Below are 13,053 nucleotides of genomic sequence, written 5' to 3' on the forward strand. Positions count from 1 at the left end.
CCCGAGCCCGGATCGGACCTGCACGAGGGCGATCTTCAGCAGGCCCACAGGCTCGTCTCGTCAACCGATCTTGACAATGCCAGTGGTGTCAACCTAGATTGACAGCTATGACCCAGTCACTGCTGGACGCGGCGGCCGAACACCCGCGCGACGGACTCCGGGCGGTGCGCGCCCTGCGCGAGCTGGCCGACCGGCTGGAGCGGCTCCAGGTCGACCGGGCTCGCGATCTGGGCTGGTCGTGGCAGGAGATCGCGGACGCTCTCGGCGTCAGCAAGCAAGCAGTTCACCAGAAGCACAACAGGAGGCGCTGATGTTCGAGCGATTCACCACCGATGCCCGGAACGCCGTGGTGGAGGCCCAGATCGTCGCCCGCCAGGCGGGTTCGCCGACGATCGATACCCGGCACGTCCTGGTCGCCCTGGCCGAACCGGACGGCGCCGCCCGCGACGCCCTGGAGGACGTCGGGGTGGGCGCCACCGAACTGGCCCGCCGGCTTCGTGCCGATATCGCCGCCGGCGGTCTGGATGGTCAGGCCCTCGCCTCGCTGGGGATCGACCTCGACGCCGTCCGCCGCCAAGCCGACGCCGTGTTCGGGGCGGGCGCGCTGGAACGGGCCGCCCGCCCGAGCCGGGCGGGTCACCTCCCCTTCGTCGCCGAGGCGAAGAAGACGCTCGAGCTGGCGCTGCGGGAGGCCGTACGGCTGCACGCGTCGGCGATCGACGGCAACTTCTTGCTGCTCGGTGTGCTGCGGTGCTCCGGGTGCGCCGCCGAGTCCGAGCTGCGCCGGGCGCTTGCGGAGGCAGGCTCGAATCCCGCGAGCCTGCGGACCGCGATCGAACGCCGGGTCAGCGCCGCTCGTTCCGCGTGACGGCCTTGGCCACCATGGCCGAGCCGGTGGGCACGAGCCGAGCCCACCACATCCGGTGACCCGGGAGAAGCGAACTCGAAAATCCGCACCTCGCCGCACTCACCCGCTCGGTCCTCAGCGTGACGCCGGCCGGCTCGTCGGTGACGAGGTGCGGGTTTTCGGGTTGGCTAGCGCGGAGCCGGTCCGACGTAGCGGGCCGCCGGGCGGATGATCTTGCCGGCCGCGGCCTGCTCGAGGGCATGGGCCGTCCAGCCGAGCACCCGGGCGGTGGCGAAGGTGGCGGTGAACATCGCCGGCGGAATGCCAGCGGCCTCCATCACCAGGGCGGCATAGAACTCGACGTTGGTCCGCAGTGCGCGGCCGGGCTTGAGCTCTTCCAACGTCGCCAGCACCGCCGCCTCGATCTCGACGGCCAGCTCGACCCGCGGGCCGCCGAAGCCGAGCGCGACCTCCTTCATCAGCGCCGATCGCGGATCCTCGGTGCGATAGACGGCGTGGCCGAAGCCCATCACCCGGCCGCCGTGCGCGACCTGCTCGCGGACGTACCCTGCCGCGGCCGGACCGGAGCCCAGGTCCAGCAGCTGCAGGGCCCGGCTCGGGGCGCCGCCGTGCAGCGGGCCGGACAGCGAGCCGAGGGCGGCGCCAACCGCGGCGCCGAGATCCGCACCGGTCGAGGCAACCACGCGGGCGGTGAAGGTCGAGGCGTTGAAGCCGTGGTCGACGGTCGAGACGAGGTAGGCATTCACCGCGGCCGCGACCTGCTCGCGGGGCTCCTCGCCGGACAGCATCCACAGATAGTTCGCCGCGTGATCCAGATCGGCTCGCGGGGCGATCGGGTCGAGTCCCAGCCGGGCGCGATGCAGGGCGGCGAGGACCGTCGGCACCGCCGCGCCGATGGCCAGGGCGTCCGCCCGCCGGCCCGCCGGGTCCTGGTCGAACAACGGCCTCATCCCGGCGGCCGCGGCCAGCAACGGGACGGCGGCGCGCAGGCCCGCGAGCTGGTCGGCGCCGCTGGTCGCCGCGCCGATCGCCGGGAGCAGGGAGCCGACCTCGGCCGGGATCGCGCGCAGCCGCCGGACCTCGGCGGCGAAGTCGACGGCCTCGGCCGGGCTCGGCAGTGCCCCGTCCAGCATCAGCCGCCAGACCTCCTCGACCGAGTGCGTACGAGCCAGATCGGTCGCCGAGTACTGGCGGTAGTGATAGAAGCCCTCGAGCCCGCGCACGTCACCGAGCTCGGTCTCCGCAACGACGACGTTCGCCAGCCCGGGCGGCACGTCGATCAGCGTCTGGTCCATCCGGTCGCGAACCGCTGTGGAAGTCATGGTCGTGCTCCTCTCGCTCGTTGATCCAGGATGTGATTGACTTGAACTAGAGTCAATATTGATTGGATCAATATGACGGGCGACCAGATCGAAGCTCCCGGCCTCCCCGACCTCTCCGCGGCACAGGCCGCCGCACGGCTGGGGGTCAAGCCGGAGACGCTCTATGCGTACGTCTCGCGCGGCCTGCTGAGCCGGCGCCGCTCCACCGGTGGCTCCCGGTTCGACGCGCTGGAGGTCGAGGCGTTCGCCCGCAGCCGGCGGCCGGCCCGGTCGAGCGCCGCGAGCGCGGCGACGGGGCACTCCCCCGGCACGCCGCTGATGGCGATCGACCACGACATCACGCTGATCGAGGACGACCGGCTCTACTACCGCGGCCGGGACGCCGCCGAGCTGGCGGAGACGGCCGACGTCGAAACGGTGTGCTGGTGGCTGTGGACTCGCGAGTGGCAGCCCGGCCGGCGGTTCGCGGCCACCGAGTCGGGAGCGGAAGCGACCGCGGCCGTTCGGCTCACGCTGCCACCGGGCATGTCGCCGCGAGCCCAGCTCCAGGCCCAGGTGCCGGTGCTCGCCGCCACCGATCCGCTCCGGCACGATCTCTCCCCCGGGTCGGTCGCGAGGATGGGCGCCGAGATCGTGGCCGGCGCCGTCACCGCGCTGCCGGCACTCGGTCCGGACGTGCCCGAGTCCGCGGGCCTCGCGGCGCGGCTGTGGCCGAGGCTGACTCCCCGGCGCGCGGACGACGACGAGTTCCGGTTGGTGAACGCCGCCCTCGTGTTGCTGCTCGACCACGATCTGGCTGCGTCCACGCTCGCCGTGCGGGCGGCTGCGTCGGCGCGGGCGAACCCGTACGCGGTGGTCTGCTGCGGCCTCGGCGCGCTTGACTCCGCCCTGCACGGCAACGCCGGCCGGGCGGCGTACGGGCTGATCGGGCGCCGGCTCGCCGGTGAGCCGGCGGACCAGGCGATCGCGGGCGCGGTGATCGAGCACGGCACCGTGCCCGGGTTCGGGCACCGGATCTATCGCCATGCCGATCCGCGCTGCGACCAGCTGATCGGCCGGCTGCGTGAGGCCCGCCCGGAATCCCCGGCGGTGGTCGCCGCCGACGAGCTCGTGGCAGCGGTACGGAGCCGGATGCCCGCTTTTCCGAATGTCGACTTCGCCCTGGCGACGGCCGTCCTGGCTCTCGACCTCGATCCCGGAGCGGGCGAGCTGATCTTCGCGCTGGCGCGCTGCGGTGGCTGGCTGGCGCACGCCCTGGCCGAATACGCCGAGCCGCCGCTCAGGCTCCGTCCGGAGGGTCGCTACACCGGACCCTGACCGACGCCCGCGCGTCGCCAACCGACCGGGCCCGAGGTGGGTTTCCCGGTGCGATCGACCGGCAGACGCGGGCGATCCTGTGGTCAGCCGACAATCGCCCGGCGCTCGTGGACGTAGCCCGGCCCCGCCGCGGAGGCGCGGTCGAAGATCATCGTCGTCGCGCCGGAGTCCCAGGCCGGCCAGGGCGCGACCTGACCGGTGATGAACTGCACCCAGGCCCCGTGCATCGCGTCCGCCAGTGCCTGCGGCGGGTTCGGACCGTCGGAGGCCTCGACCAGCTCGGCGCCCAGGTTGTCCCAGGCGAACGGCAGGTCAGCGCAGTGCAGCGCCATCCCGGTCGGGCCGGCAAACCGGAAGTCGTACGTCCAGGTCGGCCCGCGGCGGGCATCGGCCCACCGCACGACCTTGCTGCGGAACGTCGCGTCCGTGATCAGCTGGCCGAGGATCATCTCCGGACCACCCGGCAGACCGGAGTAGGCCGCGAGGTAGTCGTCGGCCCGCGGGCCGAGCCGGTCGCGGAGCAGGGCCCGCAGGTCGGCGCCCGCTACCAGCGGGGCGAACGTGACTCCGATCATGGTGAACTCGTGGGCCGTGCTGCCGATGATCAGCGGCACGTCGGCTGCCGCCGCGATGGCCGGGGAGCCCATGTGCGGGGAACCGGTGTCCGGAGAACCCGTGTCCGGTGAATCGGGCACCCCCATCGGCAGCACCGCGCCGTCGACGTACGGCCGGAAGGGCAGCCCGCCGAGCGCGTTGCCGTCACCGGTGAGTCCGCCGACGAGCGCCGACAGCGAGGTCGGCGGCGGCGCCAACCCTACCTCGTCCTGGAGGTCGAGAATCTGGTCCTCGCTCAGGGTGCCCAGTCCCGACCGGGTCGGCGCAACCCCCGCGTTGGCCGCCAGCTCCTCCCCGAAGGCGCGCGCCCGGTCGAGCGGCAGGTCGTCCAGGGCGCCCGAGTGGCTGATCGCGGCCCGGAACGGGCCACGAGCCGCGGGCGCCAGCAGCAGCGCGAGGACCGAGCCGCCGCCGGCGGACTGGCCGCCGATCGTCACCGTGCCCGGGTCACCGCCGAAGGCCCCGACGTTGCCGCGGACCCAGCGCAGCGCCGCGATCTGGTCCAGCAGGCCGCGGTTGTCCGGCGCGTCGGCGATCCAGCCGAAGCCGTCGAAGCCGAGCCGGTAGCTGAGGGTCACCGTGACGATGCCGTCCCGGTTGAACGCGAATCCGTCGTACCAGGGGCTGGCGGGCGAACCCGCCTTGAAACCGCCGCCGTGGATCCAGACGAAGACCGGCAGCTTCGCCGCCGGGTCCCCGGGCGCGGGAGTGAAGACGTTCACGTTCAACGTCGCCGCGCCCGGGATGGACGGCTCCGGGATCGCGGTGACCTCGCCGAAGGGGCGGCGCTGCGCCGTCGGCCCGTACGTCGTCGCGTCCCGCACGCCCTGCCAGCCGACCGCCGGGACCGGCGCGCCGAAGCGGTTCGGGCCCACCGGCGGCTCGGCGAACGGGATGCCGAGGAAGGCCGCGGAGTCACCGCGCCACACTCCCCGGAGTTCGCCTTGCTCGATCCGGACCGTCGGCACCCGCGTCATCTCCGGTCTCCTCTCGCCCTGCTGGTCGCTGGCTGTCCCGGTCGCCGTCCGCGATCGAGGCGACGGATGCCGGTGCGAGCGTACGGCCCGCAGCTGCCGCTGGACAGGTATCGGCGGGCGCGATGGCACGACGAGAACGAACCGATTCATGTTCTGGATCGCCACTAGGGTGACGACAACCCAGGCAGGAGGACGGACGATGACTCCAACACGCCGCGTGACCAGCTCCGACGTGGCGCGCGAGGCCGGAGTGTCCCGGGCCACGGTGAGCTACGTACTGAACAACACCCCGCGACAGTCGATCCCGGAGTCCACCCGGCAACGGGTGCTGGCCGCCGCGCAGGAGCTCAACTACACCCCGCACGCTGCGGCCCGGGCCCTGCGGGCCGGCGAGTCGAACCTCGTGCTGTTCATCAACACCGGGGTGCCGTACGGGGTCAACCTGTCCGTCCTGCTGGACACGCTGACGGCCGAGGTGTCGGCGACCGGGCGATCGCTGGTCATCTGGCAGCAGCGCGATCCCGCCGACCTGGCAACCACGCTGGCCCATCTGCAGCCGCGGCTGGCGATCGCGCTGGGCGAGCTGGACGACACTCAGCGCGCCCTGCTGGCACAGGCACGGATTCCGACCGTCGAGACCGATCTCGGCCGGGACCCGGTCTCGCCCGATGTCGGGACGGCGCTGCAGATCCAACACCTGGCCGGTCACGGCCACCGCCGGCTGGGCTATCTGACCACCAGCCAGCCCGAGCTCGAGCGGTTCACCGTGCCCCGGCTGGCGACGGCCCGCTCGACAGCGCTGGAGCTCGGCCTGACCCGCCCCCTGGTGTACGACGTCGGCCCTCACCTGCCCGAGGTGTCGGTCGACGCCCTGGCCTCGGTGCTCCGCGACTGGACCGGCGGCGCCGAGCCGGTCACCGCCGTGGCCTGCTACAACGACATCTGCGCCGCAGCCTGCATCGCGGCGGCGCCCCGGGCGGGGCTGGAGATCCCCGGCGACCTCGCGGTGATCGGGATGGACGACGAGACAATGAGCGCATTCACCCGGCCGGCGCTGACCACGATCCGGCTGGACATGATCAGCTTCGCCGAGCATCTGTGGGAACGAACCAGCGCGGCGCTGGAGAACCGGCCGGAGCCGGGTCTGTTCTCGTCGATGAGCTTCACTCTGGTCGAGCGTGCCAGCGTCTGATCCTGGACCGGGCCTCACCCCGTCGTGGCGCGTGCTCGCCCGCGAGCTGGTCAGGATCTCTCCGGCGCCGCACGCGCATCGCGTCGCGGTCCGGGCGGCGCTCGCGGTCTCTCTGCCGATGGCCGTGCTGGCCGCGCTCGGCCGCTCCGACCTCGCCGTCTACGCCACCTTCGGCGCGTTCGCAGCCGTCTACGGCGGCGGCCGCCGATCCAGCGCCCGCTGGCGCCTGCAGGCCACCGTCGGCGGGATCCTCGCCGCGGCGGTGATCACCGGCGCACTGCTGGCACTGAGCCCCTATCGCGGCTGGCTGGGCATCCCGCTGACCGCCGGGTGGGCCGCCCTCGGCGCCGCGCTGTCGGACCGGAACCGCTGGCGCCCGCCCGGACCGATGTTCCCGGTGTTCGCGGTCGCGACCGCTTCGGCCATCCCGAGCACTCCGGCCACCATCCTCGCGGCCGCCGTCGTGGTGATCGCCGCGGCTGCCCTGGCGGTCGGTCTCGGGCTGGCGGAGATCGCCTGGACCCGACTGCTCAACCGGCCGGCGGACCCGCCGGCCGCTCCCGGACCGCCGATGCCGAGCGCAGCCCGGCAACGGCTGCATCTGATCCGCTGCGCGGTGGTGGTGCTGGTCGCCGGCTCGATTGCCACCGGGGTCGGGATCGGCCATCCGTACTGGGCGATGGTCGCAGCGGTCGCGCCGCTGGCCGTGTTCAGCCTCCGCGGCCAGGTCGCACGCGGCATCCTCCGGGTCGCCGGCACCACCATCGGCCTCTTCCTCGCCGCCGCCCTCCTCGCGCTCGGCCTGCCCGTCTGGAGCAACCTCCTCCTGATCGCCGGGCTGCAGGCAGCGGCGGAACTGCTGGTCGTCCGCAACTACGGTCTGGCGCTGGTGTTCATCACCCCGCTCGCCCTCGTGTCGGTCCAGCTGGCCAGCCCCCAGCCGGTCCGGTCGCTGATCACCGACCGATTCGTCGAGACGCTGATCGGCGTCACCGTCGGGGTGCTCGCTGCGATCGTGACCCGGAACCGGGAGACGTCACGCTCCGGTCCTGCTGCCCGGTGAGCGCGTCGACCAAGCGCCGGTCCGGGGTGAGACGCGCGGTCACAGAGCCAGCAGCGCACGCGCCGAGCGCGCTGCCTTGCTGGAGCCGGTGAGGGTGGCCAGGCGCTCGCGCAGCACGGTGTCGTCCACGCCGCCGCCGAGCCGCAACCGCTCCTGCAGCAGAACATCCAGCAGCGCGTACAGCCCGGGATAGCCCGGCGGCAGCTGTGGCACGAGCCGGGTGAGTGTGTCGACCACTGCCTCGCCGGCACCACCCGACGCGGCGCTGCGCAGGCTTTCGGCCCACCGGATCCCGACGCACGGTCCGGATGTGGCCGCCATGGCATCACCGACTCGCTCCGCCCCCAGCCGGCGGGACGCCGTGGCGTGGATGAAGATATCCACGGCTAGCACCCTGTCGTCCAACGCGTGCGCGCTCAGGCCCATGGCGACCGCCGCGGCTCCCAGTGGACCGATCCGGCCGGGATGCCGAAGGAGCGACCGAAGCCCGCCCGTCGAACCCGGCCAGCCGAAAGAGATCCCAGCGCGGATGTGGTCAAGACTTCCGACCAGAAAGTGATCGGCGTCGTGTGGCCAAACCGACGCCGTCCAGGGGACCCAGGTGACCTCGTTGATCTGCCGACGATCCCGCGAATCGACGCTGCGCACCGCGGTGGGCTGATCGGGTGCCTGGCGTCGACGCCGGGCGCCGCGGACCACGACCTCGGACTCCCAGTAGCGATCGAACCGGTCCGCGTGCTCGTACAACCTCAGGTCGGCGCGCAGCGGACGCCCCTGGCCGGGACGGTCCAAACCGGCCGCGACAAGCACCGGGTCGGCCTCGAATGGCGAGCGCGCGCGCGACGCCGCCACCCACAGACCCTGATCGACGACATCGGAAGCCGCGGCGCCGGAGTCGCCGAGGGCGTGCCTCACGACCGCGCCGAGCTCGCCCGGAAGGTCGGCCCGGCGCAACGCGTCCTCCCGGCCAGCCGGATGAAGGCGTAGCAGTGCCGCAATGACGTCGATGCGCCCAACAGACGCGCCCGCGGCCCGGATCCGTTCGACGAGGGCTTCGGCCGACACCCACCCGTCGGCGTCATCCGGCGTGGCAATCGGCGGCTCGGGCTCGAGCCGACCCGTCAGCACGCCCGCAACGTGATCGAGTCGAGCGAAGAGGAAATGGGCAACCTGGTCCTTCGGCTCGACCAACGACCCGAACCCGTCTGCGCCGGCCGCGACCAGCCGAGCCAGCTCACCACCGAGCCACGCGTCACCGTCGTAGTCGCCCTGCCCAGACCGAACCTTGGACCGGGCTCGCTTCAGCAGCGGGGCCAGCACAGACAGGTCGCCTGTCTGGGCGAGCCGGTCGAGCACCAGCTCCAACTCGATCGGGTCGCTCGCGTCCTCCATTACCGCGGCGAGTCGGTCGGGCAGATCGGCAGGCGTGACCGGCACGATCTCGGGCGCGGCGTCGACCACAGGCTGTCCTGGTGTCGCCCGCAACGCGGGCGCGACATTCAGCCCGAGCTCGTGCCGGACGGCCGGGTCGAGCTCGTCCGCGAGAATCAACGCGCTGTCGTCACCGACCGCTCGAAGCAGCCCTGCAGCCTTGCGCTGGACGTCGGGGTGCGGATGTCGCAGGGCGGCTCGTCCGGCCGGGCGTACGTCCGCAGCGGCGGTTCGGCCGCGGATGGACTGGAGCAGGTGAAGCGCGGCGAGAGGATGACCCTTCACCGAGCTGCCCATGACGTCGGCCAATCGGGCGGCGGTCTCCTGGTCCTCCAGCCGACCCGCCCGGCTCAGCAGGGCGAACCACCTCAGGACCGCGCTGACGACAACGGAGTGCTCGCTGCGCAACAACCTTCGCAAGGCGGCCTGCCTGTCGGCGAGCTCCTCGACCGTCGGCTGGAGGGCTTCGAGCAACCGGACGAACCACTGCAGGCGGAACGCACTCCAGTCGCGACCGAGGGTGCCGAGCGCGGCGTCGACGACGGCACCACGCTCCAGCCGGCCGGAGTCCACCAGGGCGGCGACGGCACCCTGCCAGGCGTCATCGGACCAGCGATCGGCGTAGGTGAGGCTGATACTGCCCTGTCCCTCGGTATCGAACAGTCGCCAGAGCGCGCGGTCGATCAGCTCGGGATCGTCGCGGAGCCAGGCGACCGGCGTGGCTCGCACCATCGTCTCGTCACTCCAGACCGAGACCAGCGCGACAATCATGGTCGACACGTACGCGTCATCGACGTCGAGCTCCACCAGGCCGCTGCGTTCGATCACCCGGATCGTGGCGAAGTCAGCGGCTCGCGAGAACTCGTGGTCGGCGATCTGGCGGCGCAGCGCGGTCGCGACCCAGGAAGGGATCGTGGTGGTCTCCCGATCGACGGTGGCGCCACCGACGGCGGCGGAAACCGCCTCCTTGATCGCCCACCAGACCGCGGCGTCCTTCCGTCCCGGCTCCTCGTAGGTCGCGGCTCGCGCCCGCTCGCCGCGCTCGGTCAGCAGAGCGCCGAGCACCCCGGGCGACACGGGCCGGAACCACTTTCGCTGAGCACTCCAACGCTCCCGGACAGAGAGGTGCCGATGAGGATGGGGATGCAGATGGAATGCCACGGCCGGAGGCTGGCCGGTGTCCATGCCGACCTCGTGACGCACACTCGGCTCGACCCCGTCTAGCACCCTCGCCACGACGTCGAACCGTCCCGCCTGCACCAGGATCAGCGCCGCGTCACTCTGGACCTCCACGTCTGGGTGCGACAGCGCGGCCGTGGCTGCCGCCTCGACATCCGCCGTCGACGATCTCCGGTGGATCGCCTGCAGGATCTTGACCGCCAACCGGGCCGAAGTATTGCCCATGCTGGGAAGGCCGTTCGCCAGCGCACGCGCACAGGCATCGTCGTCCAACAGCTCGGCCCGGCTGAGCTGCTGCAACCGAGCCAGCGCGAACGCCGTTCCGGGCGCCGACGATGCGGCCAGCAATCGGAACAGGGCCCGCTGCTGCGCAGCGACCTCGGCGACGCCAGGCTCAGCCCGGTCCCAGAGAGCGGTGAGCCAGGCGGTCCGATAACGGTCCGGCTCATGACCGAGCTCCGCGACGCAGCAGGTCAGCAGCTGGACCCGGCCGGCGGCGCTGCGGTTCGCAACCTCGACGAGCCGGGGCTGCCAGCATCCGCTTTGGCCGACATCCTGGGGTCGCACCCGTCGATCGCGTTCCTCGGCGAGCAGCCGCCGCACCATCGCGGGCAGCAGCGTCGGATCGGCGACGAACCACTCGTTCGGGTCCTCCACCGGGTCACCCACACGCCACCATTCCGCGGGCAGGTCGAGCATCCCCAGCGCGTACTCGGCCTGACGGGGCAGGATCAGGAGACCCTTTCGCTCGAGCGCCCGCACCTGGATCGCGGCGTCCACGCCGAGGCCTCGGAAGTCCGAAATCCGACGCCCGACCGCCTCCGACAGCCAGGCCGGAAGCAACGCGATTCGAGAGTCCGACGCAGCGCCCGACGCAGCCGCTCGAAGCCCGACACCCATCCCGCGGAACGCCGCTGAGCCGCGCCGCCAGGCCGGGGTTGGCGTCTGCGCCACCGCCTTCTCCGCAGCGGCCGTGACCAGCCCACCGACCACCTCCGGGTCGGCCGGCGCCAGGTCGGCCCAGCGGAGGTCACCGTCAAGCACGGTTGTCATGGTGCCACGCGGTTCGTCATCCGCGGCTACTCTCGCGGACATGACGGAGGCGGTGCTGACCTATCGCGCTGCCTCGACCGCCGCGATCGGCGCGGTCGAGATCGATCTTCTGCTGTCGGCGAGCTCGCCGGATCCGTCGCTGTTCTTCGATGGATTCCTGCTCCACGCCGAGCAGGCCGCCGTCGCGCTGCTGCAGCTGGCGAAGGTGGCCCGCACCCGGTTCTATCTCCCGCCCTCGATGGTGGCCGCCCGGATAGCCGCGGCCGATCCGGTCGTCACGGCAAGCGCGGATCGACTGCGATTCGAGAGCTTCTCGCTGTGCTGTGGCGTCGCCGCCCGTTTCGACGCGCTGTCCGGCGGACTGGACCGACCTCCGGCCAGCAACGGCACGACGAATGTCGATCTCAACCCGCCGGTGCGCGACCTCCTTGCCGACGTACGTGGCGACGAACCGCTGCACCTTGCCGTCGGCACCAACGTCACGGTGACAACCATGACCGCGTCCGTGGTGGAGCATCGCGTGCCGTTGTCGACCCGTTGGGTTCGCGGCTTTGCCGAGGCTCAGGCGTCCTCGGCCGCGCTCGCACGCAGGTTCACCGTTCCGGCGGGTCAGGCTCGCCGCTTCGTTCGCGGACTCCCCGCCACGTCGGGCTCGCGGTCGGTGCTGTACGTGATCCAGGGTCGAGACGGGCTGCGCCTGACCGCTACCTCGCAAGCCGGTTCAGTCCCTCTCGGTGGCGCCAACCGGCTGCGAACGATCGAGCCGCTGCTGGGTTACGCGGACAGCCTGACCGTCTACGGCCCGGCCACACCGGGATCCGGTGTCTCGTCCTGGCAGGTCGATCTGCCGGACGGACGGTTCGTCCTGACGCTCAGCCCGAACTCGATGCGCGGCTTCTCCGGCGAGGGCGGCCTGCTGTTCGACCTCGCGGACGATCAGGCCGCCGACGACGCTCTGGTGCTCTCGACGCTGCTCGACTTCACTCCCGTGATCGATCCCACCCGCATTGCCAGGCTCGCGGGCCTCGATGTGGGGAGGATCCGGCCGGCCCTCGCTCATCTCGCCGCAGCGGGACGGGTCGGCTACGACGCGGCCGAGGGCGCGTACTTCACCCGGGCGCTGCCCTGGGACCGCACCTTGCTGGAGACCATGCACCCTCGGCTGGCGGACGCCCGGGCGTTGGTCCACCAGGGTGCCGTCACCGTCTCGGGCGACCGAGCGACGGTGACCAGCGCCGGGAACGTGTACGTCCTGCGTCGTTCGGGGGACAGCTGGATCTGCAGCTGTCCCTGGCACGGACAGCACGGCGGGAGCCGTGGGCCCTGCAAGCACGTCCTGGCGGTGTCGCTTCTCGCGTCGGACCTGGAGGGACGCGACGGACGCAGATAACGTCCTCACAACGAAATGGGCTGCGGGCTTGGATATCGGCTCACAGCCCGCTCACATTGACGACGACATCGAATCGACGTCGGTATGCCGAAACCCCCTGCTGGCTGACCGATCCAGCCGCAGGAGAACGACCGTGACGCAGTACGCCCAGCCGTACGGTGCCCAGACGCATCATTCCCAGCCCTACGCCGACTACCTGTCGCAGCCGCAGCAGTTCCCGCCGATCCCGGCGGCACCGCCCACCCCACCCAAGGCGTCGGTGCTGCCGGTGGTGAGCCTGGTGATCGCGCTGATGGCACTCGTCGGCGTCGTCGCCGTCGGCCTCGGGCTGGCGGCGTTCTCCGGCGCGGAGTCCGGCGGCGGGTCCGGCAGTGATGCTCCGCTGACCGGCCAGCTGGGCACGGTGCCATCGGGCGCGCTGCGCGGAGCGGATCTGGCAACGGAGGTGACCGACGTGATCGCCGACGGCTGGGGCGACGCTGCCGACCTGCGCTGCCCCGATACACAAGCCGTCGAGCAGGACGTGACCACCGTCTGCCACGGCACGATCGGCGGCGAGGCGTGGGCGGTCGTGGTGTTCTTCGAGGACCGTGACGGCCGGTTCACCCTGCTGCCGGTGTAGTACCAGCGCCCGGCGCCGGCGCGT

At 72.0% G+C, this 13,053-nt stretch carries 10 protein-coding genes; 7 read left to right on the plus strand and 3 right to left on the minus strand.

Annotation, left to right across the window (positions count from 1 at the left end):
• Positions 1-107 precede the first annotated feature (107 nt).
• Both ABD747_RS14840 and ABD747_RS14845 read left to right on the plus strand, forming a co-directional pair.
• Entirely contained in the window at positions 108-311 is a 204-nt protein-coding gene (locus tag ABD747_RS14840) for a helix-turn-helix domain-containing protein (RefSeq protein WP_344805853.1), read from the plus strand.
• The gene (locus tag ABD747_RS14845; RefSeq protein ID WP_344805855.1) at positions 311-868 is read left to right on the plus strand and encodes a Clp protease N-terminal domain-containing protein; all 558 of its coding nucleotides are present in this window, start codon (positions 311-313) and stop codon (positions 866-868) included. The genes ABD747_RS14840 and ABD747_RS14845 overlap by 1 nt, the downstream gene beginning before the upstream one ends.
• Positions 869-1,035: 167 nt before the next feature.
• On the opposite strand, the gene ABD747_RS14850 is transcribed toward ABD747_RS14845, so the two are convergent.
• The gene (locus ABD747_RS14850) at positions 1,036-2,190 is read right to left on the minus strand and encodes a citrate/2-methylcitrate synthase (RefSeq protein ID WP_344805857.1); all 1,155 of its coding nucleotides are present in this window, start codon (positions 2,188-2,190) and stop codon (positions 1,036-1,038) included.
• Between the two features lie 72 nt (positions 2,191-2,262).
• Here ABD747_RS14850 and ABD747_RS14855 point away from each other — a divergent pair, with 72 nt between their 5' ends.
• Positions 2,263-3,507, plus strand: a complete 1,245-nt coding sequence (locus ABD747_RS14855; protein WP_344805859.1) for a citrate synthase — start codon at positions 2,263-2,265, stop codon at positions 3,505-3,507.
• Positions 3,508-3,590: 83 nt separating this feature from the next.
• Here ABD747_RS14855 and ABD747_RS14860 read toward each other — a convergent pair whose 3' ends face one another.
• Positions 3,591-5,099, minus strand: coding sequence for a carboxylesterase/lipase family protein (locus ABD747_RS14860; RefSeq protein WP_344805861.1), 1,509 nt, complete (start codon positions 5,097-5,099; stop codon positions 3,591-3,593).
• Positions 5,100-5,298: 199 nt separating this feature from the next.
• Between ABD747_RS14860 and ABD747_RS14865 the strand changes: the two genes are divergently transcribed.
• The gene (locus tag ABD747_RS14865; RefSeq protein WP_344805863.1) at positions 5,299-6,291 is read left to right on the plus strand and encodes a LacI family DNA-binding transcriptional regulator; all 993 of its coding nucleotides are present in this window, start codon (positions 5,299-5,301) and stop codon (positions 6,289-6,291) included.
• On the plus strand, positions 6,278-7,354 hold the full coding sequence (locus ABD747_RS14870; protein ID WP_344805865.1) for an FUSC family protein: 1,077 nt from the start codon (positions 6,278-6,280) through the stop codon (positions 7,352-7,354). The genes ABD747_RS14865 and ABD747_RS14870 overlap by 14 nt, the downstream gene beginning before the upstream one ends.
• 39 nt (positions 7,355-7,393) lie before the next feature.
• Here ABD747_RS14870 and ABD747_RS14875 read toward each other — a convergent pair whose 3' ends face one another.
• On the minus strand, positions 7,394-11,017 hold the full coding sequence (locus ABD747_RS14875; RefSeq protein ID WP_344805867.1) for a DUF6493 family protein: 3,624 nt from the start codon (positions 11,015-11,017) through the stop codon (positions 7,394-7,396).
• Positions 11,018-11,057: 40 nt separating this feature from the next.
• Here ABD747_RS14875 and ABD747_RS14880 point away from each other — a divergent pair, with 40 nt between their 5' ends.
• Together ABD747_RS14880 and ABD747_RS14885 are read left to right on the plus strand one after the other, a co-directional pair.
• Complete coding sequence (locus ABD747_RS14880) at positions 11,058-12,407, plus strand: SWIM zinc finger family protein (protein ID WP_344805869.1); 1,350 nt, start codon at positions 11,058-11,060, stop codon at positions 12,405-12,407.
• Positions 12,408-12,540: 133 nt separating this feature from the next.
• Complete coding sequence (locus ABD747_RS14885) at positions 12,541-13,029, plus strand: DUF4333 domain-containing protein (RefSeq protein ID WP_344805871.1); 489 nt, start codon at positions 12,541-12,543, stop codon at positions 13,027-13,029.
• Positions 13,030-13,053 lie beyond the last annotated feature (24 nt).

The sequence above is a fragment of the Microlunatus ginsengisoli genome, assembly GCF_039537205.1.
GTDB lineage: Bacteria > Actinomycetota > Actinomycetes > Propionibacteriales > Propionibacteriaceae > Microlunatus > Microlunatus ginsengisoli.